The following is a 26008-nucleotide window of genomic DNA, read 5'->3' on the forward strand; positions in this document are numbered from 1 at the left end:
GTTTTCCCAGTGCAGTCCTCCTCGGGCCTGTTTGTCTCGGGCTCCGATTCGACAGGAAAGGCGTAGCCCCATGAGTCCTTCGCGCCGTAGATCCATGAGAGTGACCGCGTTGACCGCCGGTCTCCTCCTCGCCATCTCCCTCTCCCCGACCCAGTCCGCCGCCGGCGCCGCCGAGAAGGACGACCGACATCTCACCCAGAAGGCGAGGTCCCACGGGGTCACGTTGGAGCACGGGGCGTACGTCGGCTGGTCGACGCCCGGCTCGCACGCCGAGGGTGGCACCCCGCAGGAGCAGCCGATCACGGCCCAGGCGTCCGTGGCGGGCATCGACGTCTCCGGTCACCAGGGCAACGTCGACTGGGCCTACTGGTGGGGCCAGGGCAAGCGGTTCGCCTACATCAAGGCGACCGAGGGCACCTACTACCGCAACAGCACCTACTTCCCGCAGCAGTACAACGGCTCCTACAACCAGGGCTTCATCCGCGGCGCCTACCACTTCGCCAACCCCTCCGACTCCGGCGGTGCGGCGCAGGCCGACTACTTCGTCAACAACGGCGGCGGCTGGTCGGCCGACGGGAAGACGCTGCCGGGCGTGCTCGACATCGAGTACAACCCCTACAGCGGCGGCACCTGCTACGGCCTCTCGCAGGCGTCGATGCGCTCCTGGATCGCGGCCTTCCTGGACCGCTACCGCTATCGCACCGGCCGCGACGCGGTCATCTACACGACCACCGACTGGTGGACGACCTGCACCGGCAACACCTCGCAGTTCGCCAGCGCCCACCCGCTCTGGATCGCGCGCTACGCCAGCACGCCCGGCACCCTGCCGGCCGGATGGGGCTACTACACCTTCTGGCAGTACACCTCGTCACCGCTGGACCAGAACACGTTCAACGGCGCGTACGAACGCCTGCAGGCGCTCGCGCTGGGGTGATCCCTCTGGGTGACCCCGGTCCTCACAGGCCCAGCTGGGACTTCCAGGAGCCGAGGACCGGGGTCCACTCGAAGATCCGGCGCTCCTTGATCAGCCCGACCGCGAGGAACGGGTCGTCGTCGACGACCGCCTCGACCGTGGCGATGTCGCCCTCGAAGACGAGCAGGCCGGAGCCGTCGGAGGTGGGGCCGGAGAGGACCAGGTCGTCCTGGCTCGCCAGGAACCCACGATGGGCGTCGAGGTGCTCGGCGCGTACGTCGGGGAGGTCGTTGTAGGCGTACAGGACTGCGACGAGGGCCATCAGAGGTCGGCCCCGTCCGCGAGACGTACGTAGCCGCGCTCGGCCGGGATCAGGTTGGCCGCCTGGGTGTCGAAGACCCCGGAGCCGAACTCGGAGTAGACCCGGTCGTGGATCGCGACGGTCCGGGAGGCGCCGACCTCGCGGGCGAAGTCGATCAGCTCGGCCGATCGGGCCCACGGCGCCGAGACCGGCAGGAAGAGTACGTCCACGGCCTGGCCGGGACCGTCGAGTGCGTCGCCCGGGTGGAAGATCTTGGTGTCCCCGGCCTGGATCAGGTAGCCGGAGTTGTCGAAGTGGGGCATGTCGGCGTGGATGACCGCGTGCTTCTCGTTGACCGCGGTGACCGGGAGCCCGGCGACGAAGGACTCGCCCGGCTTCACCACCATGGTCCGCTCGTGGACCGCGGGAGCACCCTTCTGGATCTGTGCCGCGACCGCGCCGATGGTGTAGACGGGTGCGTCGCTGCCCTCGAGGAGCGCCGGGCTGTAGTGGTCGGGGTGCTCGTGGGTGATCAGCACCGCCGTCGCGCCGTCCAACGCCTCGGGCTGCGCGAACACGCCCGGGTCGACGACCACCACCGCCCCGTCGTGCTCGATCCGGACACAGGAATGGCCGAACTTCGTGATCCTCATGCCGCCGAATCTATCGCGGGTGGGTCAGACGTCGGAGCGGACCATGTTGGCGAGCCACAGGCCGAGGAAGGCGGGGAGGAGTACGCCCCAGCCCATCTGCACGGCCGAGTCCTCCGGCAGCGCGACCACGCCGATCATGGCGAGGGCGCTCGGCAGCGCGCCCGACACGATGGCGATGCTCGTCTCGGCGGCGGGGTGGTTGCTCCGGGAGTAGGCGAGATAGAGGCCCATCGCCCCGGCCGCCACGGCGTAGAGGATCGTCAGCACCGCGGCGACGACCAGCAGCTTGTAGGCGCCCGGGGCGTCGTCGGGACGGTCGCCCAGCCACGCGATCGCCGACCAGAACCCGAAGCTGTCACCGTCCTCGCCGTCGTCGTGGACGATCCGGTAGGCCGGCACCGAGATCATCGCGACGATCAGGACCGGAACCACGAGCAGCTGCGTGCGTGCCAGCCGGTCGGCGGTCTCCTCTCCTTCGCGCAGGGCTGTGCGGATGAGGCCGTCCGAGTTCTCCATGAACGGAGGTTAGGACAGTGCGTCGCGGATCGGGACGAACTTGGCCTGGGTCTCGGCCAGCTCGGTCTCCGGGTCGGAGCCGGCCACGATGCCGCACCCGGCGAAGAGGCGGGCGGTGCGGTCGTCGATCATCTCTGCCGAGCGCAGCGCGATGCCCCACTCGCCGTCGCCGGAGGCGTCCATCCAGCCGACCGGCCCGGCGTAGCGGGCGCGCTCCATCGACTCGATCTCGGCGATGAGCGCGACGGCGTCCTCACGCGGCGTGCCGCCGACCGCGGCCGAGGGGTGCAGCGCGGCGGCCAGGTCGAGCGAGCTCACCCCGTCGCTGGCCACGCCGGTGATGTCGGTGGCCAGGTGCATCACGTTGGGGAGCTTGAGCACGAACGGCGCGTCGGGCACGTTCATCGAGGAGCAGTGCGGTTCCAGGGCGTCGGCGACCGACCTGGCGGCGTACTCGTGCTCCTCGAGGTTCTTCGACGACTCCGCCAGCGAGGCGGCGAGAGCATGGTCGAAGTCCTCCTCGCCGGTGGGCCAGATCGTGCCGGCCAGGACGCGGGAGGTGACCAGGCCGCGCTCTCGGCGCACGAGCAGCTCGGGGGTCGCGCCGAAGAGGTCGTCGACGTGGAACGTCCAGCACGTCGGGTACGCATCGGCCAGCCGCCGCAGCACGGCGCGGATGTCGATCGGTGCGTTGGCCGCGGCCAGCAGGTCGCGGGCGAGGACGACCTTGTCGAGGTCGCCGTGCTGGAGCCGGGAGACGGCGTCGGCGACGATCCGCATCCAGTGCTCACCGTCGACGTAGGCATCGGCGAAGACGACGTCGCGCGGCGCCTCAGGGTCCGGCGCCGGAGCCAGCGCGGGAGGCGGCGTGGCGGCCGGTCCCACGGTCGTCACCCAGGCGGTGTCGCCGCGCTTGCCGACGACGACCGCGGGCACCTTGAGCACGGAGAATCCCGGAAGGTCTGCGAAGGCGAAGGAGCCGAAGCCGACCAGTCCGGTGCCGGGCTCTCCCACGGGATCGGAGACCGTCGAGACGGCGGCCAGCTCCTCGAACCACTTCGCCGCGTGCGCGAAGCGCTCCGGTCCGGACGTACGGATCTCGGCGGCGGTGCCCCAGCCGACCAGGCCCTCGCCGTGGCGGACCCAGGACAGCACGCGCCGGCGGGCGGGCAGCAGCGCGAGCAGGTCGTCGAGCGTCTCCGAACCGGCGTCGAGCGCCACGGTGGTGGCGACCAATGACCGCTGCTCAGACTCACTCACACGCCCAGCGTATCGGCGTGGTGTCGGCCGAGACGAGTCGAAGTGATGTATGCGGCATTGCGCCCCGTTTGCCATCCACCACCATCGGGGTTGTAGCGTGCGCTGGCGTGAGTACCAACAAAGAGCAGTCGTTCATCGCAGAGAACGGCATCACCCTCGGCATCATCGCCTTGGCCCTCTTCGTCGTGCTGGGCGTTGGCCTGCCACGGTGGGTTGGCGACTCCGAGTCCCATTCGGGCGTGAAGATCACGCTCCCCGAGACGCTGTCGGGCGGTTACAAGCCGGCCGACAAGAAGTCCTCCTACGACCTCGACGTGATCAAGCAGCAGGGCGCGTCCGAGGACCAGCTGGACCTGTTCATCAAGCAGAATGCGGCCAGCTCGAAGACCGAGGACCGCAACGTGTCCGACGCGCTCGGGTTCTCGATGGCCTCGCGCACCTACATCACCAAGGACATGAAGAAGTCCGTGATGATCCGCGCCTTCGCCGGCGACGGCAGCGCCTACTACGGCGGCGGCGAGGTCTCCAAGGTGCGCGACAACGTCTGCTACTCCAGCGCAGACCAGTCGACCGGTCAGACCCAGGCGACCTGCTCGCACGCGTCCAACGACCTGACCGTCCAGGCGACCGCTGCCTCGAAGGAAGACGCGGCGAAGTACGCCGACGAGATCTTCGAGAAGCTCGCCTGAGTTCGGGCCGGACAGCGACCCGAGACAGAATCAGCCCGTGACCCGAGCAGATCTGGACAAGCAGCCCGGCGACGTCCGTCGGATGTTCGACGCCGTGGCCAAGCGCTATGACATCACCAACGACGTGCTCTCGCTCGGCCAGGACCGGCGCTGGCGGCGTGAGGTGATCAAGGCCGTCGACCCCAAGCCGGGCGAGCTCGTGCTCGACCTGGCCGCCGGCACCGGCACCTCGTCCCAGCCGTTCCTGGACGCCGGCGCCTCCGTGGTGCCGACGGACTTCTCGATCGGGATGCTCCAGGTCGGCAAGCAGGCCAAGCCCCACCTGCCGTTCACGGCCGGCGACGGCACCCGGCTGCCCTACCGCGATGCGACCTTCGACGCGGTCACGATCTCGTTCGGGCTGCGCAACATCGTCGACCCGGCGGCCGGCCTGCGCGAGCTGCGCCGGGTCACCCGTCCCGGTGGCCGGATCGTGGTCTGCGAGTTCTCGCACCCGACCTGGAAGCCGTTCCGCACGCTCTACGTCGAATACCTGATGAAGGCCCTTCCTCCGGTAGCGCGCGCGGTATCGTCCTCCCCCGACGCGTACGTCTATCTCGCTGAGTCCATCCGGGCATGGCCAGACCAGGCAGGTCTCGCCGAGATGCTCTCCTCAGCGGGTTGGCAGTCGCCGACCTGGACGAATCTCTCGGGTGGAATCGTCGCACTTCATCACGCAACCGCTTGATCTCTGCGAAAGTTCAACTATGACCACGACGTTGCCATGGGACGGCATCTTGATGCCTCGCGAGGCCTACGGGCCCGCAGCGGTCAAGGCCAGGGACTCGCTCACCGACGCGGCCGCGCAGGGAGACTGGCGCCGCGCGCTCTCGCAGGTGCGCAACGACTACACCGTCGGCGTCAACACCTGGAAGATCGGCGGCGAGTCGATGTTCACGCCGCTCCACCACGCCGCCTACCTCGGAGCACCACGGGAGACGGTCCAGGAGCTGCTCTCGCTGGGCGGTGTCCGCTCGCTGCCGACTGCGCACGGCGAGACGCCCTACCAGCTCGCCAAGCGGCGCGGTCACGACCACCTGCTCGACATGCTCGACCCCTACTTCCGCCCCGGCACCCCGCTCGGTGACAACCTCGAGGCCGTCAACCACCACGTGAACACGACGCTGGCCGAGCTGACCGCCGAGTTCCGCGGCGACCACCAGCTGCGTACGTTCGACGTCCGGCTCATCTCCGAGGAGGGCGGCCCCGACGAGGCCTGGTTCACCGCTCCGGGGATGTACGGCGGCATCCGGATCGGCATGTTCTGGGGTCGCGCGCACCTGGAGTACAACTCCCGCCTGGGTGACTCCTACGCCGTCGTCGGCCCGGAGGGCTCGGCCTACGTGAGCCGCTCCAAGCGCGCCCTCCCCCTGCCGACCCGCTGACCGAGTTCCTCTACAACCCCTCAGGGTTTCGGATTCGGCTGCACGCAGGCCCCGAGTCGGTCACACTCCGTCCGTGGTGCACTCATGGACCGTGACCTGGAAGGGTCAGCGGCAGCTCATCCGGGCGGCGAGAAGACTCTCGCTCTGGACACGAGCAACGTTCGTACGTCACGTCCTGATCGCTGTCGTTGCCTGGCTCGTCTTCGCCATCCTGTGGGTGGTGGACGACGATCCAGGAAGCATCGGAAGGCTGGACCGGATCGGGCTGCTCGTGCTCGGGGCGATTGCCCTCCTTGCTTCTTTGATGTGGTTGATCGCCCACAGATCGGTCATCGTCAAACAGATCGTCGCTGCCTACCCACTCGGCCAGGTCGTCTTCTCCGCGGTGGACGAGCGCGGCTTTCGGATCGCCCATGCTCTCGGGGAGACATCGTGGCGCTGGGACCAGCTCAGGGGCGCACGGACCAACGCCGGTGTACTCGGCATTCCTGATCGACTGGCCGTACGCCCCGAGCAATCCCTACCTGGGCTGATGCCAGAGCTGAGTGTGTGGGTGCCTCGCGCAGTCGTGGCAGATGACGTGCTCCGACGCATCGGGCTTTCGGTCGTCGGACAGGGGCCGGTGCCGTCCCAGGAGGGGTTCCCGCGCGGAACCGGGGTCAGGCAGGCACGCACCTGGGTCGCGACGGCTGACTCTCAACGCAAGCTGGCGCGTGACGCCTGGTTGACGCTGATCCTCGAACCGAAGATGCTGGCCGTGCAGGTTCTCCTCGCTGTCGCTGCGATGGGACACGCTGTCCTCGGTGTCGTGATGATCCTGGACGGGTCTGGCATGAGGGCGACGAGCCTTCTGTTCCCGGCCGTCGTTGCCCTGAGTGTCTGGACGCCCTGGTGGATGACGCGTCGCCAGGTTCGAACGCTCTTTCCCGTTGGGTTTGGAGCGACGCTGCAGCTCGAGGACGTGGGCATGAGGGTGCTGACGGCATGGGATGAGCAGGTGATCCCCTGGCGGGTGCTTCAGGGGTCTCGGGTGCGGGGAACCGCCTTCACCTACCCGAACCCGGTCCAGTCGATGGGTCGCGAGACCATCCCGGTGGCATTGGTACCCGATGACGTCTTGAGTCGGCTCGGATGCCGCCCGCCCGGCACTCAACTCGGCGAGTCCAGAGGTATTTCCGCAGGTCAATGACAGCATTGGGGGTGAGGTGCGCGCTCAATCCCCGGCAATGAGAAGGTCGGGGCATGGCTGACGAGCACGAAGATCTGATCATCGACCTGAACCCCCTCCCGGACGAGATCGGCGGAAGGCTGCGAGCCCAGCTGGAGTTCATCGCGGAGGCCGACAGGCTCAAGACGATCCTGCGCGCCTCCCCGCTGGCCGCGGCCGATCGACGCGAGAACGACGCCGAACATTCCTGGCACCTGGCGCTGATGGTGCTGCTGCTGGCGGAGTACGCCGACGAGCCGATCGACGTCGGGCACGCGATCAAGCTCGTGATCATCCACGACATGGTCGAGATCTACGCCGGCGACAGCCCGGTCTTCGACGCTGCGGCGGTCGTCGACCAGGTCGAGCGTGAGCTGGCCGCCGCCGACCGGCTCTTCGCGACGCTGCCCCCGGACCAGGCAGGCGAGATCCGGGCGCTGTGGGACGAGTTCGAGGCCGCTCAGACTCCCGAGGCGCGCTTCTGCAAGGCGATGGACCGCCTCGAGCCGATGCTCCTCAACTGGCTCAACCGCGGTGGCACCTGGAGCATGCCCGGTGCCACCGAGTCCCGTGTCCGAGCGCGTGAGGCCGGCGTCGTCGCCGCCTCGACCACCCTCGGTGCGGCCACCGACGCCATCGTTCGCGCGGGGCTCGCCAAGGGCTGGATCCGCCCCGATCCCGACTGACCCCGATCCCGCCGAGTCGGCCCATCTTGACGCAGAATCGGGCCGACTCGGCTCGTCATGACGAGCCGACTCGGCACGATTTTCGGTCAAGACGGGCCGACTCAGCGTTGGGAGATCGGGTCATTCCCTCCCGGGGTATCCAGTACGCTGCGACAGGCTGGTAGGCCGGGAAGCTGAGGAGGGCCGCCCGTGGATGCGGATGTGGTACCGGGCTCGGTGACGGACTGGACTGTCACGATCGACGATCAGCGCCGGCTCAAGCGGGCCATGGTGGGGTTGCGGCTTCGGGGCCCGGCGTTCTGGCTGAATACTCTGGGCATGGCCCTGCTGCTGGCAGGCCTCGTCTGGGCCAGTGCGCACGAGTTGGCTCCCGAAGCCATCGGCGACGTTTTCGTGATCGCGACTGCGGTGACCCTCGGATTCTCGGGGTGGCTCTTCTGGCGCTGGTGTTGCTGCTGACCGTCCGCGGCCGGGTCGAGCGCGAGTATCCTGTCGGCGCCACGCTCGCTGCGTGGGCGACGGACGGCGGCATGGGCGTGCGTACGCTCAGTCGGCTCGCCTTCTACCCCTGGTCACGACTGTCGCAGGTCACGGTGGGCCCGGTGCTCGTGCGGTGCCGACAGGATGGCCCGAGGACCGTGGCCGCCCCGTTGTACCTACCGGCCGGGCCCGATGAGCTGTCGTGCTCGGTCGACTTCCCAGTCCAGCTCATCGGCCCGGAGATCCGACGCGAACTGCTGGCGAGGGCGGGTGGGCCGTCAGCGGAACCCCTGATGGCAGGAGAGCCGGTGGTGATCGCCCAGGCCCTCCGGCTCAGGCTCATCAGGTCGTGGTTGCGCGCCGAGGTCGGCATCGTGGCCTGGGCGCTCCCGGTGCTCTTCAGCATCAACACTGCAGCCCAGTTTGCCTTCGGCTCATATGTGATGGCGACCCTCTTTGCGGTGATGACGCTGATCAACCCGGCCGCCTGGCTCCTCGCTGCTCATGGGCGGATGTCTGGGATGTATCCGGCCGGTGCCAGGGTGGTCGGATCGGTGGGTGAGTGGATCGAGGTCCAAGGACCTTGGGGAAGCGTCGCCTGGCATCACGAGTGGTTGAACATGCGCCGGACGACCGAGCACACCGTGACGTACGAAGTGCTGCGGCCGGGCCCAGATGGGACACCGATGTCCCCGGACAACGTCGAGAAGCGTTTCGTGGTGATCCCTCGGGCCTTCCTCGACACGCCGACGCCGGCTGTCAGCGCCGAAGTCTGACCCGCCACAACCCCGCCATGGCGTGATTCTGCAAGCGTTTGCCGCCGGATGCGCGGGCACTTTCCCACCATGGCGGGAAAGTGCCCGCGCGCCATTTCAGCAACCCACTTGCAATCCGCCGCAGGAGTGGCAGGATGTGAGTTGGCCCACATTGTGATTCTATTCACAAAGTCTCAAGAAGGGGTGGGCCGCTCAGGGTAGGAGGCGAGATGGAGCTCTACGTGCCGGTGCTCGCGTTGGCGGGACTGGCGACGCTCTTCGCGGTCGGTTCGGTGATCATGAGCTCGGTCGTGGGACCGAGCCGCGCCAACCAGGCCAAGGCGGATCCCTACGAGTGCGGGATCGAGGCCACGCCACAGGCGCTGGGCGGTCGCTTCCCGGTGAAGTACTACATCACCGCGATGCTCTTCATCATCTTCGACATCGAGATCATCTTCCTCTACCCGTGGGCCGTCAGGTTCGACGCGATGGGGTGGTTCGGCCTCGCGGAGATGGGCCTGTTCCTGCTGACCGTCTTTGTCGCGTACGCCTATGTGTGGCGCCGCGGTGGATTGGACTGGGACTGACATGGGTCTCGAAGAAAAGCTTCCGAGCGGAGTTCTGCTCACGACCGTCGAGGGCCTGGCGGGCTACTTCCGCAAGGCGAGCCTGTGGCCGGCGACGTTCGGGCTGGCCTGCTGCGCCATCGAGATGATGACCAGCGGCGGCCCGAAGTACGACCTCGCCCGCTACGGCATGGAGGTCTTCCGGGCGAGTCCGCGGCAGGCCGACCTGATGATCGTGGCCGGCCGGGTGAGCCAGAAGATGGCGCCGGTGCTGCGGCAGATCTACGACCAGATGCCCGAGCCGAAGTGGGTGCTCGCGATGGGCGTGTGCGCCAGCAGCGGCGGCATGTTCAACAACTACGCGATCGTCCAGGGCGTCGACCACATCGTGCCCGTCGACATGTATCTCCCCGGCTGCCCGCCGCGCCCGGAGATGCTGATCGACGCGATCCTCAAGCTCCACGACAAGATCCAGCACGGCTCGCTGGGCGTCAATGCCGAGCGCGAGGAGGTCGCGGCCGAGGCCGTGGCCCTGCGCCAGCTGCCGCTGATCGACCAGACGGGACTCCTGCGGTGAACGACCAGCACGACCCCAGCGGCATGTTCGGCGTGAGCGGCACGGGCGACACCAGCGGTTACGCCGGCCTCACTCGCCGGCACGCGATGCCGAGCCGCACCAGCGACGTCGGGGTGCAGCCCTACGGCGGCTGGTTCAAGGAGATCGCCGATGCCCTCGCCATCACCGGCGCGGAGGCGGTCATCCACCGCGGTGAGCTGACCTTCCACGTACGCCGCGAGCGGCTGCTCGAGGCCCTGCAGCTGCTCCGCGACGAGCTGCGCTTCGAGCTCTGCTCGGGGGTCTCTGGGGTGCACTACCCCGCTGACCAGGGAAAAGAGCTGCACGCGGTCTACCACCTGCTCTCGATGACCTACAACCGCCGGGTGCGGGTCGAGACGAGCGCCCCCGACGAGGACCCGCACGTGCCGAGCGGGGTGGGCATCTACCCGACGCTCGACTGGCACGAGCGCGAGACCTACGACATGTTCGGGATCGTCTTCGACGGCCACCCGGGGCTGACCCGGATCCTGATGCCCGACGACTGGCCGGGCCACCCGCAGCGCAAGGACTACCCGCTCGGTGGGATCCCCGTGGAATACAAGGGCGCGACGATCCCGCCGCCGGACACTCGCAGGAGCTACTCATGACGACCACGGAAGACGAGGCCCGTACGTTCACCGTCACCGGCCAGGACTGGGACGAGCTGACCGACGCCCTCAAGGACGTCAAGGACGAGCGGATCGTCGTCAACATGGGCCCGCAGCACCCCTCGACCCACGGGGTGCTCCGGCTGATCCTCGAGCTCGAGGGCGAGACCGTCACCGAGGCACGCGCCGGGATCGGCTACCTCCACACGGGCATCGAGAAGAACATGGAGTTCCGCTCCTGGACCCAGGGCACGACCTTCGTCACCCGGATGGACTACCTCTCGCCGATCTTCAACGAGACGGCGTACGTCCTCGGGGTAGAGAAGCTGCTCGGCATCGGCGCCGAGGTGCCGGAGAAGGCCGACGTCATCCGGGTCATGCTGATGGAGCTCAACCGGATCTCGTCCCACCTGGTGGCGATCGCGACCGGTGGCATGGAGCTCGGCGCCCTGACCGTGATGACGATCGGCTTCCGCGAGCGCGAGCTGTGCCTGGACCTGTTCGAGTTCATCACCGGCCTGCGGATGAACCATGCCTACATCCGCCCGGGCGGCGTCGCGCAGGACGTGCCGGAAGGCACCGTGGCGCGAGTCACCGAGTTCATCGAGCTGATGAAGACCCGGCTGACCGAGTACGCCGCGCTCTGCAACGCCAACCCGATCTTCAAGGGCCGCCTGGAGCAGGTCGGCTACCTCGACCTCGAGGGCTGCCTCGCACTCGGTCTGACCGGCCCGATCCTGCGGAGCACCGGCTACCCGTGGGACCTGCGCAAGACCCAGCCCTACTCCGGCTACCAGGACTACGACTTCGAGGTCATCACCTGGGACACCTGCGACTCCTACGGGCGGTTCCGGGTGCGGCTGGCCGAGATGTGGGAGTCGCTGCGGATCATGGAGCAGGCGCTCAAGAGGCTCAAGGATCTCGACGGCGCCCCCGTGATGGTGGCCGACAAGAAGATCGCCTGGCCCTCGCAGCTCTCCGTCGGCCCCGACGGCCAGGGCAACTCCCTCGACCACATCCGCCACATCATGGGTGAGTCGATGGAGGCGCTGATCCACCACTTCAAGCTGGTGACCGAGGGCTTCCGGGTGCCGGCGGGCCAGGCGTACGCCGCGATCGAGTCGCCGCGCGGAGAGCTCGGCGCCCACGTGGTCAGCGACGGGGGCACCAAGCCTTTCCGGGTCCACTTCCGGGACCCGTCGTTCACCAACCTTCAAGCCACCAGCGTGATGTCCGAGGGCGGCATGGTGGCCGACGTGATCGTGGCGATCGCGTCCATCGACCCGGTGATGGGAGGCGTCGACCGATGACGCTGACTGCTGAGACCTACGACGAGCTGCGCGAGATCGCGGCTCGCTACCCCCAGGCCCGCTCCGGGCTGCTGCCGATGCTCCACCTGGTGCAGTCGGTGGAGGGCCGGGTCACCCCCGAGGGGATCCAGGCGTGCGCCGAGGTCCTGGGCCTCACGCCCGCCGAGGTGAGCGGGGTGGCGACGTTCTACACGATGTACAAGCGCCACCCTGTCGGCACCCACCACGTCGGCGTCTGCACCAACACGCTGTGCGCGGTCATGGGTGGCGACGAGATCTTCGCCTGCCTGCGCGAGAAGCTCGAGGTGGGCAACGACGAGACCACCGCCGACGGCGCGATCACGCTCGAGCACATCGAGTGCAACGCGGCCTGCGACTACGCGCCGGTGGTGATGGTCAACTGGGAGTTCTTCGACAACCAGACGCCGGAGTCGGCCTCGCAGCTGGTCGACGACCTGCGTGAGGGCCGTGAGGTCGTGGCCTCCCGCGGCGCCCGGATCACGAGCTGGCGCGAGGCCGAGCGGGTCCTGGCCGGCTTCGAGGACGGGCTCGTCGACGAGGGCCCGGCCGCCGGGTCTGCGTCGCGGGTCGGGCTGGAGCTCGCGCGCGAGCGCGGCTGGGCGGCACCGGGCGACGCCCGTGGTTCGACCGCTCTGCCGGAGGAGCTGCCCGAAGCCGTCGAGATCGCCGACACCCGTCGCGCCGAGTCGGAGACGATCGCCGAGGAGGCGTCCGATGACTGACACCCTGACCCCGGTGCTGACCGCCAACTGGGCCGACGACCGGGCCTGGACCCTGCCCGCCTACACCGCCGCCGGTGGCTACGAGGCGCTCGATGTCGCGCTCGGGATGGCTCCCGAGGACGTACAGACCGCGGTCAAGGACTCCGGTCTCCGCGGCCGCGGCGGCGCCGGCTTCCCGACGGGGGTGAAGTGGGGCTTCCTGCCGCCGCCCGACCCGGAGAACCCCAAGCCGCGCTACCTGGTGGTCAACGCCGACGAGTCCGAGCCGGGCACCTGCAAGGACATCCCGCTCATGATGGCTTCGCCCCACACCCTGGTCGAGGGTGTGATCATCTCCTCCTACGCGATCCGCGCGGAGCGTGCCTTCATCTACGTACGCGGCGAGGTGCTGCACGTGATCCGGCGGCTGCAGGCCGCGGTCCGTGAGGCCTACGCGGCCGGCCACCTCGGCAAGAACATCCACGGCTCCGGCTACGACCTCGAGCTGGTCGTGCACGCCGGTGCCGGGGCCTACATCTGTGGTGAGGAGACCGCGCTGCTCGACTCGCTCGAGGGACGCCGCGGACAGCCTCGCCTGCGGCCGCCGTTCCCGGCCGTCGCCGGTCTCTACGCGAGCCCGACCGTGATCAACAACGCGGAGTCGATCGCCTCGGTGCCCGCGATCGTGAAGAACGGCGCCGACTGGTTCGCGGGCATGGGCACCGAGAAGTCGGCCGGCGTGGGCATCTTCTCGCTCTCCGGCCACGTGAAGAAGCCGGGACAGTACGAGGCCCCGCTCGGGATCACGCTGCGCAAGCTGATCGAGCTGGCTGGTGGGATCCGGGATGGCCACGAGCTGAAGTTCTGGACCCCAGGTGGCTCCTCGACCCCGCTGTTCACCCAGGAGCACCTGGACGTGACGCTGGACTTCGAGGGGGTGGCCGCGGCGGGCTCGATGCTCGGCACCCGCGCGCTGCAGATCTTCGACGACTCCGTCTGCGTGGTGCGCGCGGTGCTGCGGTGGACGGAGTTCTACAAGCACGAGTCGTGCGGCAAGTGCACCCCGTGCCGCGAGGGCACCTGGTGGCTGGTGCAGGTGCTGGAGCGGCTGGAGAAGGGCGACGGCAAGCCGGAAGACCTCGACCTGCTGCTCGACCAGTGCGACAACATCCTCGGCCGCTCGTTCTGCGCGCTGGGTGATGGTGCGACGAGCCCGATCACGAGCTCGATCCAGTACTTCCGGGACGAATATCTCGCCCACCTGGAGCAGGGTGGCTGTCCCTTCGACGCCAAGAAGTCGACCGCATGGGCGGAGGCCAAGCAGTGACTGATGTGACGCTCAAGATCGACGGCGCCGATGTGACCGTGCCCGAGGGGACTCTGGTGATCCGGGCCGCCGAGGAGGCCGGGATCGAGATCCCGCGGTTCTGCGACCACCCGCTGCTGGCCCCCGTCGGCGCCTGCCGGCAGTGCCTGGTGGACATCCCCGACGCCGGCAACGGCCGGGGTTTCCCGAAGCCGCAGGCCTCCTGCACGATCCCGGTCGCCGAGGGCATGGTGGTGGAGACGCAGAACTCCACGGCCGTGAAGGCGCAGCACGGGATCATGGAGTTCCTCCTGGTCAATCACCCGCTGGACTGTCCGGTGTGCGACAAGGGCGGCGAGTGCCCGCTGCAGAACCAGGCGATGTCCCACGGGCAGGGGGAGACCCGGTTCGAGGGGACGAAGCGTACGTTCCCGAAGCCCATCAACCTCTCGCCCAACGTGCTGCTCGACCGTGAGCGGTGCATCGTCTGCCAGCGCTGCACCCGGTTCGCCGCCGAGATCCCGGGCGACCCGGGGATCGCGCTGATCCAGCGTGGCGCCCAGCAGCAGATCGGCATCGCTGACGACAAGCCGTTCTCGTCCTACTTCTCCGGCAACGTCATCCAGATCTGCCCGGTCGGCGCGCTGACCAGCGACGACTACCGGTTCCGCGCCCGCCCCTTCGACCTCGTCTCGACGCCGGGCGTCGCCGAGCACGACGCCTGTGGCGCCGCGATCCGCATCGACCACCGTCGGGGCAAGGTCATGCGCCGACTCGCCGGCAACGACCCCGAGGTCAACGAGGAGTGGATCTCCGACAAGGACCGCTTCGGCTTCCGCTACGCCGTCCGTGACCGGCTCACCTCGCCGATGGTCCGCGAGGACGGCGAGCTCCGGCCGGCGTCATGGCTCGAGGCCGTCGCCGTCGCCGCCCAGGGTCTGGCGGCTGCCGGCTCGGTGGGCGTGCTGCCCGGTGGCCGGCTGACGCTGGAGGACGCGAAGGCCTACGCGACCTTCGCCCGCGACACGCTCCGTACGCCGCACGTCGACTTCCGTGCCCGTCCGCTGTCGGCGGAGGAGACAGGATTCCTCCGCTCCCGGGTGGCGGGCACGAGCGTCACCTACGCGGATCTCGACGCCGCCGACCATGTCGTCCTGGTCGGGCTCGAGCCCGAGGACGAGGCCGGCACGCTCTTCCTGCGGCTGCGCAAGGCCAACCGGAAGGGCCTGCGGATCACCGCCCTGAGCGCGTACGCATCCGAGGGCTCCCGCAAGCTCGGAGCCGAGGTCGTCCTGACCGCTCCCGGTGCAGAGAAGGACGTGTTGTCGCAGGTCAGCGGGGTCACCGAGACCTCGGTGATCCTGGTCGGCGAGCGACTGGCGACCAGCCCCGGCGGCTACTCCGCCGCGGCCGACCTCGCCGATCGCACCGGTGCCAGGCTCGCCTGGGTGCCGCGTCGCGCCGGCGATCGGGGCGCGGTCGAGGCCGACCTGCTCCCGGGCGAGGGCGGTCTCGACGCCGACGCCATGGTCCGAGCCGGCCTCGATGCCCTCGTGGTCGCCGGCGTGGACCCCGACGACACCGCCGACCCGGCCGCCTTCCTGGCGGCCCTGGACCAGGCCGGCTTCGTGGTCAGCCTCGAGCAGCGGGTCACCGCCGTGACCGAGCGTGCCGACGTCGTACTCCCTGTTGCCACCGCCTCGGAGAAGGCCGGCACGTTCGTCACCTGGGAAGGCCGCCGCCGCCCGTTCGAGAAGGTCTTCGACAAGCCCGCGGCCTACTCCGACGCCGAGGTCCTCGGCCACATCACCGCCGAGTTCGCACAATTGGGCGCCGAGTCCGCAGAAGTGGCGGACGAAACTGTCGTCTCGTCGCCCACAACTACCGACTCGGCCGCCACAACTACCGACTCGGCGGGGCTCCGGCTGGCCACCTGGCACCTGATGCTCGACAACGGGACGCTGCAGAGCGGTGACAAAGCGCTGGCGGCGACCGCCCGACCGGCCTTCGTACGCCTCCCGGCAGCGCTCCACGCGGAGCTCGGCGACGTCGTGACGGTCACCGGAGATCGGGGGAGCTGGACGCTCCCGGCACTGCCGGCCGAGATGGCGGACGGCACCGTGTGGGTGCCGACGAACAGCTTCGGGCGTGGCGTATGGGCTGACCTGGCCTCGCCGGGCTCGACGGTGACGGTGGAGGGTGCGCAGTGAACGGGCTGGAGCAGTTCGGCCAGGACCCCTGGTGGATCATCGCGATCAAGGTCTTGCTGGTCTTCGTGGTCTGCGTCGTGCTGACGCTGTTCAACATCTGGTGGGAGCGCAAGGTCGTGGCCCGGATGCAGCATCGCATCGGGCCCAACCGGCACGGACCGTTCGGTCTGCTGCAGTCTCTCGCCGACGGTGTGAAGCTGGCGCTCAAGGAGGACCTGACCCCGGAGAAGGCCGACAAGATCGTCTTCATCACCGCGCCGATCCTGGCCACGGTGCCGGCGTTCGTGACGTTCTCGGTGATCCCGTTCGGGCCGGAGGTCAATCTCTTCGGTGTCCAGACGCCGCTGCAGCTGACCGACATGCCGGTCGCGGTGCTGTTCGTGATGGCGATCGCCAGCATCGGCATCTACGGGATCGTCCTCGGTGGCTGGGCCTCGGGCTCGACCTACTCGCTGTTGGGAGGCCTGCGCAGCAGCGCTCAGATGATCTCCTACGAGGTGAGCATGGGTCTGGCGCTCGTCACCGTCTTCCTGATGGCCGGCAGCCTGTCCACGAGCCAGATCGTCGCCGCGCAGCAGGACTGGTGGTTCGGCGCGCTGCTGCTGCCGTCCTTCCTGATCTACTGCATCTCGATGGTCGGTGAGACCAACCGAGCGCCGTTCGACCTCCCCGAGGCCGAGGGTGAGCTGGTCGGTGGTTTCCACACCGAATACTCCAGCCTGAAGTTCGCGCTCTTCTTCCTGGCCGAATACATCAACATGGCCACCGTCAGCGCACTCGCCACGACATTGTTCCTCGGCGGCTGGCGGGCCCCGCTCGGCCTCGGCACCATCTGGGCCGGCGCCAACGAGGGCTACTGGCCGGTGCTGTGGTTCTTCCTGAAGATGTTCTTCTTCATCTGGATCTTCATCTGGCTGCGCGGCACCCTGCCGCGGCTGCGCTACGACCAGTTCATGTCGCTCGGCTGGAAGGTCCTGCTGCCGGCGAGCCTCGCGTGGATCGTCGTCGTCGCGGTGATCAAGATGGCCGCGATCGAGGGCGGTTTCAGTCCCAACTGGATCCTCTTCGGCTTCGGTGTGGCCGTCACGGTGGTCGTCGTGCTCGGCTTCCTCAACCGGCTTCCGGAGAAGGAGGCCCAGGTCACCAAGCCGACCGGGGGCTTCCCCACGCCCGCCCTGCCCCAGGGTGGCGCCGTGCGAGGTGCCGCCCAGCCGCTGGTGTTCGGACCGCCGTCGGGTGCCACCGGCGTACGCATTCTTCCCTCTCCTGAGGAGGCAAAGTGAGCAACGACGACCGCACGTTCAAGGAGCGCTTCTGGGACCCGGTGAGCGGGTTCGCGGTGACGTTCGGGACGCAGTTCAAGAAGCCGGTCACCGAGCAGTACCCGCAGCAGAAGGAGCCGACCGAGGAGCGTTTCCACGGCCGCCACCAGCTCAACCGGCACCCCGACGGCCTGGAGAAGTGCGTCGGCTGCGAGCTGTGCGCGTGGGCCTGTCCGGCCGACGCCATCTACGTCGAGGGCGCGGAGAACACCGAGGAGGAGCGCTACTCGCCGGGTGAGCGCTACGGCCGCGTCTACCAGATCAACTACCTGCGCTGCATCCTGTGCGGGCTGTGCATCGAGGCCTGCCCGACGCGGGCGCTGACGATGACCAACGAGTACGAGCTCGCCGACACCTCGCGCGAGAGCCTGATCTACGAGAAGCAGGACCTGCTCGCCCCGCTCGAGGACGGGATGGAGGCGCCTCCCCACCCGATGTTCCTCGGCAACGACGACACCTCCTACTACGCACCGGAGCCCAAGGAGCGAGTCCAGTGAGCTTCGTCATCCTCGCCTCGATCACGGTGATCGCGGCGCTGGGCCTGCTCTTCGCGCGCAAGCCCGTGCACGCCGCGCTCTCGCTGGCGGTCGTCATGGTCGGGCTCGCGATGATCTACGCGACGCTGGAGGCGCCGTTCCTGTTCGCGGTGCAGATCGTGGTCTACACCGGCGCGATCCTGATGCTGTTCCTGTTCGTGATCATGCTGGTCGGCGTCGACACCTCCGACACCCTCAAGGAGACGATCGCCGGGCAGAAGGTGCTCGCGGTGCTGCTCGGCATCGGGCTCGGAGCCACGCTCATCGCGGGCGTCGGCCAGGCGAGCATCGCCACCATGCGTGGGCTCTCCAGCGCCAACGAGGGTGGCAACGTACAACGCCTCGCCGACCTCCTCTTCTCCCGCTACGTGATCGCCTTCGAGGCGACCAGCGCACTGCTGATCACCGCCGCGATCGGGGCGATGGTGCTGGCCCACCGCGAGCGGATCGACCCGAAGCAGAGCCAGACCGACCTGGCCCGCAAGCGGGTCGCCGACTACGCGAAGAGCGGCAAGCACCTCGGTCCGCTGCCCCCACCGGGCACCTTCGCGCGCCACAACAGCAACGACACCCCGGCGCTGCTGCCGGACGGCTCGCAGAGCACGAAGTCGGTCCCGGCGATCCTCGCCGGTGGCCGCTCGAACGGAACGGGTGACGAGGGGCAGGGCGAATGAGCGAGCGTCAGCGAGCGAGTCATAGGATCAACATGCCGCCGCGTTCGTATTCTGGCGCTTGCGCTACGGAGGCGGCGGCATGACAGACAACACCACGGCGTACGTCATCCTGTCCGCCATCCTCTTCACGATCGGCACGATCGGGGTGCTGACCAGGCGAAACGCGATCGTCGTCTTCATGTGCGTCGAGCTGATGCTCAACGCGGCCAACCTGGCCCTGGTGGCGTTCAGCCGGATGCACGGCAACCTCGACGGGCAGGTGACGGCGTTCTTCGTGATGGTCGTCGCGGCCGCTGAGGTGGTCGTCGGGCTGGCGATCATCATGACCATCTTCCGCACCAGAAACACGGCTTCGGTCGACGAGCCAAGGATGCTCAAGTGGTGAATCCTGTTGAGGCCAGCGGCGTCTTCTCGCTGATCTGGCTGGTCATCGCGCTGCCCCTGGCCGGCGCTGCTCTGATCCTGATCGGCCGGCCGCTGGCTCCGGCGCTCTTCGACCGGATCGGGCACTGGCTCGCAGTCGTGCTCGCCGGTGCGTCGTTCGTGCTGTCGCTGGTCCTCTTCATCGCCGCGTTCGGCCGCGACGAGGAGAGCAGGCAGGTCGTCCAGCACCTCTACACCTGGTTCGACACCGGTGACCTGTCGGTGGGCTTCGACCTGCTCTACGACCAGCTCTCCAGCCTGTTCCTGCTGCTCATCACCGGGGTCGGCACGCTGATCCACGTCTACTCGGTCGGCTACATGGCCCACGACGAGCGGCGCACCCGGTTCTTCGGTTACCTCAACCTGTTCCTCGCCGCGATGCTGATGCTGGTCCTGGCGGAGAACTACGTCGGCCTCTTCCTCGGCTGGGAGGGCGTCGGTCTGGCGTCCTACCTGCTGATCGGCTTCTGGCAGCACAAGCCGTCCGCGGCCGCCGCCGCCAAGAAGGCGTTCGTGATGAACCGCGTCGGCGACATGGGCCTCTCGCTGGCGATCGCGCTGTCCTTCGTCACCTTCGGGTCCACGTCCTTCTCCGCGATCGACATCAGCGACACGACCACCACGACCCTCAACTGGCTCGGCATCCTGCTGCTGGTGGGTGCCTGCGGAAAGTCCGCCCAGGTGCCGCTGCAGGGCTGGCTGCTGGACGCGATGGAGGGCCCGACGCCCGTCTCGGCACTGATCCACGCGGCGACGATGGTGACCGCGGGCGTCTACCTGATCGTCCGCAGCAGCGCGATCTTCGACGCTGCCGAGGCCGCCTCGACCGCCGTCGTGGTCGTCGCCCTGGTGACGATCATCTGGGGTGCCGCGATCTCCTGCGTGAAGGACGACATCAAGAAGGTCCTGGCCGGTTCGACGATGAGCCAGATCGGCTACATGATGCTGGCGGCCGGCCTGGGTGGGCCGGGCTACGCGTTCGCGATCTTCCACCTGCTCACCCACGGCTTCTTCAAGGCCAACATGTTCCTCGGCGCCGGTTCCCTGATGCACGGCATGAACGACGACGTGAACCTCAAGCACTACGGCGCCCTCAGCCGGGCGCTCCCGGTCACGTTCCTGACGTTCGCGATGGGCTATCTGGCGATCATCGGCTTCCCCGGCTTCGCCGGCTTCTGGTCGAAGGACAAGATCCTCGAGGTCGCCTTCGCCGAGAGCTGGCTGGTCGGCATCATCGCCCTGCTGGCCGCCGGCGTGACCGCGTTCTACATGACCCGCCTGATGATGCTCGCCTTCTTCGGCCGCAAGCGGTGGCCCGAGGGCGTACATCCGCATGAGTCGCCGCGGATCATGACCGGACCGCTCGTCGTGCTCGCCGCGCTCTCGGTCCTCGGCGGTGTGTTCGCGCTCGGTGGCTGGATCGAGCACTGGCTCGAGCCGGTCGTCGCCATCGGCCACGCCGAGCACCACGGTCCGCTCCCGGTCTGGGCCACCTCCGTGCTCGCGGTGCTCGTGGTCGCGATCGGGGTGGCGGCCGCCGGGTTCGTCTTCGGACGTCGCCCGGCCACGACCGAGCCGACCCCCTACCTGCACGTCCCGCACATCGAGGACGTCGTGGTCCCGCCCGGGATGGCGATCACCCGCGGCGCCCTGGCGACCGACAAGTACGCCGTCGACGGCCTGATGAGCGGTGGCCCGATCGCCCTGGCGGCGATCGCCGGTGAGCTCCGCAAGGCACAGACCGGTTACGTACGCTCCTATGCCCTCTCCGTCCTCGGCGGCACTGTGCTGGTGACCCTCGCGATCCTGGTGGTCAACTGATGCTGACAACTCTCGTCCTCATCCCGTTCGTGGGTGCGCTGGTCACCGCGGTGATGCCGGCCCGGCCCAAGCTGTGGGCCTTCGGCTTCGCGATCGCGACCCTGATCGCCGGCCTGGTGACGATGTTCACCGCCCCCGACACCGACGTCGTCTGGATGGAGCCGCTCGGCGTCCACTGGGCGCTCGAGATGGACGGCTTCGGCAAGCTGATGGTGCTGCTGACCGTCGTCCTGGTCCCGCTGGTGATGGTGGCGGCGGTCAAGGACCACGACAAGCGGTGGTACGCCTGGGCGCTGGCCCTGGAGGCCTTCGCGCTGCTCACCTTCCTGGCCGCCGACCTGTTCGTCTTCTACATCGCCTTCGAGGCGACGCTGATCCCGGCGTACTTCATGATCGGCCAGCACGGCGGCCCCAGGCGGGCCAAGGCCGCGCTGAAGTTCCTGATGTTCCAGCTCGGCGGCGGACTGGTGCTGCTCGGTGCGCTGATCGGGTTCTTCGTGGTCTCCTCGGAGGCCGGTGCGCCGTCCTACCTGATCAGCGACCTGGCCCAGCTCGACATCGGCACCACCGCCGAGCGCTGGATCTTCGTGGCGATGTTCATCGCGTTCGCGGTCAAGGCGCCGCTGTTCCCGGTGCACACCTGGCTGGCCGACACGACCGAGCAGGCGACCACGCCGACGTCGGTGCTCCTGGTGTGCGTCCTCGACAAGATCGGCACCTTCGGCATGATCCGGCTCTGTCTGGGTCTGGTGCCGGAGGCCTCCGCCTGGGCGACGCCGGTTGTCATCGTGCTGGCGCTGATCTCGATCGTCTACGGTGCGGTGCTCGCGATCGGCCAGGACGACCTGCTCCGCCTGATCGGTCTGACCTCGCTGAGCCACTTCGGGCTGATCACGCTGGGCATCTTCGCGGCGACTCGCGAGGGTCTGGTCGGCGCGATCCTCTACATGGTCAACCACGGTGTCGCGACCGCGGCGCTGTTCCTGATCGCCGGGTTCCTGATCGCTCGCAAGGGCACCGCCTCGATCTCCTCGATGCGAGGGCTGGAGAAGGCCACCCCGGTGCTGGCCGGCACGTTCCTGATCGCCGGACTGGCCACCGCCGGCCTTCCCGGGCTGTCCCAGTTCGTCTCCGAGATCATGGTCCTGATCAGCGCCTTCGACTACCACTGGCTGGTCGGCGTCATCGCGGTCACCGCGATCGTGCTGGCCGCGATCTACGTGCTGTGGGCCTACCAGCGGATCTTCACCGGGCCCGCCCAGCTCTCCCGGAGACCGGTCCGCGACCTCGACCGGCGGGAGGTCGGCGTACTCGTGCCGCTGCTGGTCGCGCTCTTCTTCTTCGGCTTCGTCCCTGGACCGCTGATCTCGGCGGCCCAGCCGGTCGTGGCTCCTCTTGTTGATGTCATCCAGGCAGGTGAGTGACGCGATGTTCGAGTCCCCCGGAATTTCGTACGCCACCCTCTGGCCCGTCCTGCTGGTGCTCGGCGTCGCCTGCGCCGGTGTCGTCGTGGAGGCCTTCGCGCCGCGCGCCGCACGGTTCAACACCCAGGTGTCGCTGGCGCTGGCCGGCCTGGTCGCGGCCCTCGCCGGGACGGTCGCCGTCGGCGCCGGATCTGCGCTGGGTGCTTCGACGGGCGAGGGCGCCCTCGTCATCGACGGTCCCGGGGTCTTCTCCCAGGGACTGGTGCTGCTGGTCTCGCTCGGCGGTGTGGCGCTCTTCGCAGAGCGCCGTCTCGACAACGGGGTGAGCGCGTTCGCCGGTCAGGCCGCCGCTCTGCCGGGCACGCCTGCCGAGCGCACCGCCTCCCAGCGGGGTCTGGAGCACACCGAGGTCTACCCGCTGATGATGTTCGCGGTCGGCGGGATGATGCTGTTCTGCATCTCCGGCGATCTGCTGATGCTCTTCGTCGCCCTCGAGGTGCTCTCGCTCCCGCTCTACCTGCTGACCGGGCTGGCGCGGCGTCGCCGGCTGCTCTCTCAGGAAGCGGCGCTGAAGTACTTCCTGCTCGGCGCCTTCTCCTCCGGCATCTTCCTCTACGGTCTCGCGCTGGTCTACGGCTTCGCCGGCTCGATGTCGCTGGCCGAGATCGGTGAGGTGGTGGCCGAGGACGGCTCCAGCCCGCTGCTGCTCCTCGGCGTCGGCCTGATGGCGGTCGGTCTGCTCTTCAAGACCGGTGCGGTGCCGTTCCACTCCTGGACCCCCGACGTCTACCAGGGCGCTCCGACGCCGGTGACCGCATGGATGAGCGCGGCCACCAAGATCGCTGCGTTCGCCGCGATGCTCCGGCTCTTCTACGTCGCCTTCGGAGCCGAGGGCGAGATCTGGCGCCCGGCCATCGGCGTCGTCGCCGTGCTGACGATGCTGCTGGGCGCCTCCTTCGCGATCGTGCAGACCGATGTGAAGCGGATGCTCGGCTACTCCGCCGTCGCCCACACCGGCTTCCTGCTCACCGGCCTGCTCGGCGTGCAGACCGACGCCTTCGGCTCGACCCAGGCGGTGCTCTTCTACCTGACCGCCTACGGGTTCGCGACGCTCGGTGCCTTCGCGATCGTCTCCCTTGTCCGCGGACCCAACGGCGAGGTCGGCTCGCTCGACCGCTGGGCCGGCCTGGGCCGGACCAACCCGTGGGTAGGGGCGACCTTCGCCGTCTTCCTGCTCTCGATGGCCGGGCTGCCGCTGACCGCAGGGTTCATCGGCAAGTGGGGCGTCTTCGCCGCCGCGCTGGGTGCGGGCCAGTGGCCCGTCGTCGTTGTCGCGATCGGCTCCAGCATCATCGCGATCTTCTTCTACGTTCGTGTGATCATGCTGATGTTCTTCACCGACGCCCGCGAGGATGTGGCCACCGTTTCGACGCCGTCCTACGCCACCTCCGTCGTGATCGCACTGAGCGCTGTCGCAACCGTCTTGTTGGGTGTAATTCCGGGCCCTGTGCTCAGCCTGTTGGTGGATGCGGGAGGATTCATCGGGTGAGCACAAGCGCACCTACCGACCGAGCCCCTGAACTCGCCCTCCCGATCACCGATCCCGAGCTCGAGCAGCGGTTGCGCGCTCGGTTGGCGATCGTGGACGAGAAGCTGGCGGGCTATGCCCGCAGCAGCTCTCCTTTCGTCACGGAAGCGGCCTCGCACCTGCTCGAAGCCGGCGGCAAGCGGTTCCGGCCGCTGCTGGTGCTGCTGGCCGCCGAGTGCGGTCCGGACACGCTCGCCGACGAGGTCATCACCGCGGCCTGCATCGTCGAGCTCACCCACCAGGCCTCGCTCTACCACGACGACGTCATGGACGAGGCCCTCGTGCGCCGCGGCGAGGACACCGCCAACGCCCGCTTCGACAACCACGTCGCGATCCTGACCGGTGACTTCCTCTTCGCCCGTTCCTCGGAGCTGACCGCCCAGCTGGGCCCCGAGGCCGTACGCATCCAGGCGGCCACCTTCGCCAAGCTCGTCGAGGGCCAGATCCTCGAGGGTGTCGCGCCGGCCGATGGCGTCGACCCGGTCGATCACCACCTCGAGGTGCTGGCGGGGAAGACCGGCGTCCTGATCGCCACCTCGGCTCTCTACGGCGCGCTCTTCTCCGGTGCCGACAAGGAGATCCAGGAAGCCCTGGTCGCCTACGGCGACATCGTCGGCGTCGCCTTCCAGCTCTCCGACGACATCCTCGACATCGCCTCGGACGAGTCCGGTAAGACCCCGGGCACCGACCTCCGCGAAGGCGTCCCGACGCTCCCGGTGCTGTTCGTCCGCCGCGGGAACGAGCCCGGCGACGCCCGTCTCCTCGAGCTTCTCGACGGCGATCTCACCGACGACGCGGCCCTGGCCGAGTGCGTCGCCCTGCTGCGCGCCCACCCGGCGCTGGCCGAGGCCCGCGCCTACGTCCAGGCCCGCGCAGAGGAGGCCAAGGCCGCCCTCGCCCCGCTGCCCGAGGGTCCGGTCCGCACGGCGCTGGAGGCCTTCGCCGACATCGTCGCCGTCCGTTCCGTCTGAGCCGAGGCGCGATATTCGGTAAAGGGTATCCGGGCCCTGGCAGTACCGTTGCGGCGTGAGTGAGCAGCGGCGTGGAGTGATGTTCGGCGCTGCGGCGTACGTCATGTGGGGTGCGTTCCCGCTCTACTTCCCGCTCCTGGAGCCGGCCGGTGCCTGGGAGATCCTGGGTCACCGGATCGTGTGGTCGCTCGTCGTGGCCGCGGGCCTGGTGCTGATCGTGGGGCGCCGCAAGCAGGTGGCGGCGATCCTGCGCGACCGGCGCAAGCTCGGGTTGCTGACGGCGGCCGCGGCGGTCATCTCGATCAACTGGGTGACGTACATCTGGGGGGTCAACAACGGGCGGATCGTGGAGACGAGCCTGGGCTACTTCACCAACCCGCTGGTCACGATGCTGATGGGCGTGATCATCCTCCGCGAGCGGATGCGGAAACTGCAGTGGGTGGCGCTGGGGATCGCGTTCGTGGCCGTCATCGTGCTCACTCTCGACTACGGGCGGCTGCCGTGGGTAGCGCTGATCCTGGCGTTCTCGTTCGGCACCTACGGGCTGCTCAAGAAGAGCGCGGGGGTCGGCCCGTTCGAGTCGCTGGCCGTCGAGACGGCCGTGACGGCGCCCGTCGCGATCGCGCTCATCATCGCTCTCCAGGCCACCGGCAACGGCACGCTCGTCGGTCATGGTGTCCTCCACGTACTCCTGCTGATCAGCCTCGGCATCATCACCGTGGTGCCGCTGGCCTGCTTTGGCGCCGCCGCCATCCGGGTGCCGATGGTCACGATCGGCCTGCTGCAGTACCTCGCGCCCATCCTGCAGTTCGCCGTCGGCGTCTTCATCGCCCACGAGGCGATGCCGCCCGGCCGCTGGGCCGGCTTCGCAATCGTCTGGGTCGCGCTCGTGATCTTCAGCGCCGAGGCGGTTCATCACCGCCGCAGGGTCCTGCGTGCGCAGGTCGCGCCGCTGAGCTCGACGGGCGTCTAGACCCGCCGAGAAGTCGCCCCCGTAGGCCGAGACGTCACTCAGGTCGGTCGAGACGGCACCCAGGTGCCGTCT

28 protein-coding genes are annotated in these 26008 nt (G+C 68.6%); 24 read left to right on the top strand and 4 right to left on the bottom strand.

Annotation, left to right across the window (positions count from 1 at the left end; translation table 11 throughout):
• Positions 1-94 precede the first annotated feature (94 nt).
• Positions 95-934, top strand: coding sequence for a GH25 family lysozyme (locus tag ACFVDI_RS20175; protein ID WP_378909010.1), 840 nt, complete (start codon positions 95-97; stop codon positions 932-934).
• A gap of 22 nt (positions 935-956) precedes the next feature.
• On the opposite strand, the gene ACFVDI_RS20180 is transcribed toward ACFVDI_RS20175, so the two are convergent.
• From ACFVDI_RS20180 to ACFVDI_RS20195, 4 genes are read right to left on the bottom strand one after another with little or no spacing between them, the layout of a single operon-like run.
• Entirely contained in the window at positions 957-1235 is a 279-nt protein-coding gene (locus ACFVDI_RS20180) for a YciI family protein (RefSeq protein WP_328527696.1), read from the bottom strand.
• On the bottom strand, positions 1235-1867 hold the full coding sequence (locus ACFVDI_RS20185) for an MBL fold metallo-hydrolase (protein ID WP_378909018.1): 633 nt from the start codon (positions 1865-1867) through the stop codon (positions 1235-1237). The genes ACFVDI_RS20180 and ACFVDI_RS20185 overlap by 1 nt, the downstream gene beginning before the upstream one ends.
• Before the next feature lie 24 nt (positions 1868-1891).
• On the bottom strand, positions 1892-2383 hold the full coding sequence (locus ACFVDI_RS20190) for a hypothetical protein (RefSeq protein WP_328527694.1): 492 nt from the start codon (positions 2381-2383) through the stop codon (positions 1892-1894).
• Positions 2384-2392: 9 nt separating this feature from the next.
• Positions 2393-3643 (bottom strand): isochorismate synthase, encoded by a 1251-nt coding sequence (locus ACFVDI_RS20195; RefSeq protein ID WP_328527693.1) that lies wholly within the window; start codon positions 3641-3643, stop codon positions 2393-2395.
• A gap of 107 nt (positions 3644-3750) precedes the next feature.
• Between ACFVDI_RS20195 and ACFVDI_RS20200 the strand changes: the two genes are divergently transcribed.
• The 23 genes from ACFVDI_RS20200 (at position 3751) to rarD (ending at position 25936) form a co-directional block, all read left to right on the top strand.
• Positions 3751-4332, top strand: coding sequence for a hypothetical protein (locus ACFVDI_RS20200; RefSeq protein ID WP_328527692.1), 582 nt, complete (start codon positions 3751-3753; stop codon positions 4330-4332).
• 37 nt (positions 4333-4369) lie between these two features.
• The gene (locus tag ACFVDI_RS20205) at positions 4370-5059 is read left to right on the top strand and encodes a demethylmenaquinone methyltransferase (RefSeq protein WP_328527691.1); all 690 of its coding nucleotides are present in this window, start codon (positions 4370-4372) and stop codon (positions 5057-5059) included.
• 19 nt (positions 5060-5078) lie between these two features.
• Positions 5079-5756, top strand: coding sequence for an ankyrin repeat domain-containing protein (locus ACFVDI_RS20210; protein ID WP_328527690.1), 678 nt, complete (start codon positions 5079-5081; stop codon positions 5754-5756).
• Positions 5757-5847: 91 nt separating this feature from the next.
• Positions 5848-6945, top strand: coding sequence for a hypothetical protein (locus ACFVDI_RS20215; RefSeq protein ID WP_378909029.1), 1098 nt, complete (start codon positions 5848-5850; stop codon positions 6943-6945).
• Positions 6946-6998: 53 nt separating this feature from the next.
• Positions 6999-7649, top strand: a complete 651-nt coding sequence (locus ACFVDI_RS20220) for an HD family hydrolase (RefSeq protein WP_378909032.1) — start codon at positions 6999-7001, stop codon at positions 7647-7649.
• A gap of 189 nt (positions 7650-7838) precedes the next feature.
• Positions 7839-8108 carry a hypothetical protein gene (locus ACFVDI_RS20225; RefSeq protein WP_378909033.1) on the top strand — a complete coding sequence of 90 codons (270 nt, stop codon included), beginning with the start codon at positions 7839-7841 and terminating at the stop codon, positions 8106-8108.
• Positions 8078-8905, top strand: a complete 828-nt coding sequence (locus ACFVDI_RS20230; RefSeq protein WP_378909035.1) for a hypothetical protein — start codon at positions 8078-8080, stop codon at positions 8903-8905. Before ACFVDI_RS20225 ends, ACFVDI_RS20230 begins: the two co-directional genes overlap by 31 nt.
• 209 nt (positions 8906-9114) lie before the next feature.
• Entirely contained in the window at positions 9115-9471 is a 357-nt protein-coding gene (locus ACFVDI_RS20235; RefSeq protein ID WP_008356428.1) for an NADH-quinone oxidoreductase subunit A, read from the top strand.
• A 1-nt stretch (position 9472) separates the two neighbouring features.
• Entirely contained in the window at positions 9473-10027 is a 555-nt protein-coding gene (locus ACFVDI_RS20240; protein ID WP_378909049.1) for a NuoB/complex I 20 kDa subunit family protein, read from the top strand.
• A 23-nt stretch (positions 10028-10050) separates the two neighbouring features.
• Positions 10051-10656 (top strand): NADH-quinone oxidoreductase subunit C, encoded by a 606-nt coding sequence (locus ACFVDI_RS20245; protein WP_378909088.1) that lies wholly within the window; start codon positions 10051-10053, stop codon positions 10654-10656.
• Positions 10653-11966, top strand: coding sequence for an NADH-quinone oxidoreductase subunit D (locus ACFVDI_RS20250; RefSeq protein ID WP_378909053.1), 1314 nt, complete (start codon positions 10653-10655; stop codon positions 11964-11966). Before ACFVDI_RS20245 ends, ACFVDI_RS20250 begins: the two co-directional genes overlap by 4 nt.
• Positions 11963-12709 carry an NADH-quinone oxidoreductase subunit NuoE gene (gene nuoE / locus ACFVDI_RS20255; RefSeq protein WP_378909055.1) on the top strand — a complete coding sequence of 249 codons (747 nt, stop codon included), beginning with the start codon at positions 11963-11965 and terminating at the stop codon, positions 12707-12709. The genes ACFVDI_RS20250 and nuoE overlap by 4 nt, the downstream gene beginning before the upstream one ends.
• Positions 12702-14015, top strand: a complete 1314-nt coding sequence (nuoF, locus tag ACFVDI_RS20260; RefSeq protein ID WP_378909058.1) for an NADH-quinone oxidoreductase subunit NuoF — start codon at positions 12702-12704, stop codon at positions 14013-14015. The genes nuoE and nuoF overlap by 8 nt, the downstream gene beginning before the upstream one ends.
• Complete coding sequence (locus ACFVDI_RS20265) at positions 13994-16204, top strand: NADH-quinone oxidoreductase subunit G (protein ID WP_378909060.1); 2211 nt, start codon at positions 13994-13996, stop codon at positions 16202-16204. The genes nuoF and ACFVDI_RS20265 overlap by 22 nt, the downstream gene beginning before the upstream one ends.
• Positions 16201-17487, top strand: coding sequence for an NADH-quinone oxidoreductase subunit NuoH (gene nuoH, locus ACFVDI_RS20270; RefSeq protein WP_378909063.1), 1287 nt, complete (start codon positions 16201-16203; stop codon positions 17485-17487). The genes ACFVDI_RS20265 and nuoH overlap by 4 nt, the downstream gene beginning before the upstream one ends.
• Positions 17484-18023, top strand: a complete 540-nt coding sequence (nuoI, locus tag ACFVDI_RS20275) for an NADH-quinone oxidoreductase subunit NuoI (protein WP_328527681.1) — start codon at positions 17484-17486, stop codon at positions 18021-18023. The genes nuoH and nuoI overlap by 4 nt, the downstream gene beginning before the upstream one ends.
• On the top strand, positions 18020-18736 hold the full coding sequence (locus tag ACFVDI_RS20280; protein ID WP_378909067.1) for an NADH-quinone oxidoreductase subunit J: 717 nt from the start codon (positions 18020-18022) through the stop codon (positions 18734-18736). Before nuoI ends, ACFVDI_RS20280 begins: the two co-directional genes overlap by 4 nt.
• Before the next feature lie 79 nt (positions 18737-18815).
• Entirely contained in the window at positions 18816-19121 is a 306-nt protein-coding gene (nuoK, locus tag ACFVDI_RS20285) for an NADH-quinone oxidoreductase subunit NuoK (protein ID WP_008356449.1), read from the top strand.
• Entirely contained in the window at positions 19115-20980 is a 1866-nt protein-coding gene (gene nuoL, locus ACFVDI_RS20290) for an NADH-quinone oxidoreductase subunit L (RefSeq protein ID WP_328527679.1), read from the top strand. The genes nuoK and nuoL overlap by 7 nt, the downstream gene beginning before the upstream one ends.
• On the top strand, positions 20980-22404 hold the full coding sequence (locus ACFVDI_RS20295) for a NuoM family protein (RefSeq protein ID WP_378909074.1): 1425 nt from the start codon (positions 20980-20982) through the stop codon (positions 22402-22404). The genes nuoL and ACFVDI_RS20295 overlap by 1 nt, the downstream gene beginning before the upstream one ends.
• Before the next feature lie 4 nt (positions 22405-22408).
• Positions 22409-23953 (top strand): NADH-quinone oxidoreductase subunit NuoN, encoded by a 1545-nt coding sequence (gene nuoN / locus ACFVDI_RS20300; RefSeq protein ID WP_378909092.1) that lies wholly within the window; start codon positions 22409-22411, stop codon positions 23951-23953.
• Positions 23950-24963, top strand: a complete 1014-nt coding sequence (locus ACFVDI_RS20305) for a polyprenyl synthetase family protein (protein WP_378909078.1) — start codon at positions 23950-23952, stop codon at positions 24961-24963. The genes nuoN and ACFVDI_RS20305 overlap by 4 nt, the downstream gene beginning before the upstream one ends.
• A 55-nt stretch (positions 24964-25018) precedes the next feature.
• Positions 25019-25936, top strand: a complete 918-nt coding sequence (gene rarD / locus ACFVDI_RS20310) for an EamA family transporter RarD (protein ID WP_378909084.1) — start codon at positions 25019-25021, stop codon at positions 25934-25936.
• Positions 25937-26008: the final 72 nt, after the last annotated feature.

The sequence above is a fragment of the Nocardioides sp. NPDC057767 genome (assembly GCF_042798275.1).
Classification (GTDB): Bacteria; Actinomycetota; Actinomycetes; order Propionibacteriales; family Nocardioidaceae; genus Nocardioides.

What these genes read in the sequence shown, in the direction of transcription:
- nuoN (WP_378909092.1), top strand. Translation starts at nt 22,409, where the DNA reads ATGTTCGAGTCCCCCGGAATTTCGTACGCCACCCTCTGGCCCGTCCTG.
- ACFVDI_RS20175 (WP_378909010.1), top strand. Translation starts at nt 95, where the DNA reads ATGAGAGTGACCGCGTTGACCGCCGGTCTCCTCCTCGCCATCTCCCTC.
- ACFVDI_RS20250 (WP_378909053.1), top strand. Translation starts at nt 10,653, where the DNA reads ATGACGACCACGGAAGACGAGGCCCGTACGTTCACCGTCACCGGCCAG.
- nuoE (WP_378909055.1), top strand. Translation starts at nt 11,963, where the DNA reads ATGACGCTGACTGCTGAGACCTACGACGAGCTGCGCGAGATCGCGGCT.
- ACFVDI_RS20265 (WP_378909060.1), top strand. Translation starts at nt 13,994, where the DNA reads ATGGGCGGAGGCCAAGCAGTGACTGATGTGACGCTCAAGATCGACGGC.
- ACFVDI_RS20210 (WP_328527690.1), top strand. Translation starts at nt 5,079, where the DNA reads ATGACCACGACGTTGCCATGGGACGGCATCTTGATGCCTCGCGAGGCC.
- ACFVDI_RS20245 (WP_378909088.1), top strand. Translation starts at nt 10,051, where the DNA reads ATGTTCGGCGTGAGCGGCACGGGCGACACCAGCGGTTACGCCGGCCTC.
- nuoF (WP_378909058.1), top strand. Translation starts at nt 12,702, where the DNA reads ATGACTGACACCCTGACCCCGGTGCTGACCGCCAACTGGGCCGACGAC.
- ACFVDI_RS20190 (WP_328527694.1), bottom strand. Translation starts at nt 2,383, where the DNA reads ATGGAGAACTCGGACGGCCTCATCCGCACAGCCCTGCGCGAAGGAGAG.
- ACFVDI_RS20220 (WP_378909032.1), top strand. Translation starts at nt 6,999, where the DNA reads ATGGCTGACGAGCACGAAGATCTGATCATCGACCTGAACCCCCTCCCG.
- ACFVDI_RS20235 (WP_008356428.1), top strand. Translation starts at nt 9,115, where the DNA reads ATGGAGCTCTACGTGCCGGTGCTCGCGTTGGCGGGACTGGCGACGCTC.
- ACFVDI_RS20180 (WP_328527696.1), bottom strand. Translation starts at nt 1,235, where the DNA reads ATGGCCCTCGTCGCAGTCCTGTACGCCTACAACGACCTCCCCGACGTA.
- ACFVDI_RS20185 (WP_378909018.1), bottom strand. Translation starts at nt 1,867, where the DNA reads ATGAGGATCACGAAGTTCGGCCATTCCTGTGTCCGGATCGAGCACGAC.
- nuoK (WP_008356449.1), top strand. Translation starts at nt 18,816, where the DNA reads ATGACAGACAACACCACGGCGTACGTCATCCTGTCCGCCATCCTCTTC.
- ACFVDI_RS20240 (WP_378909049.1), top strand. Translation starts at nt 9,473, where the DNA reads ATGGGTCTCGAAGAAAAGCTTCCGAGCGGAGTTCTGCTCACGACCGTC.
- ACFVDI_RS20295 (WP_378909074.1), top strand. Translation starts at nt 20,980, where the DNA reads ATGCTGACAACTCTCGTCCTCATCCCGTTCGTGGGTGCGCTGGTCACC.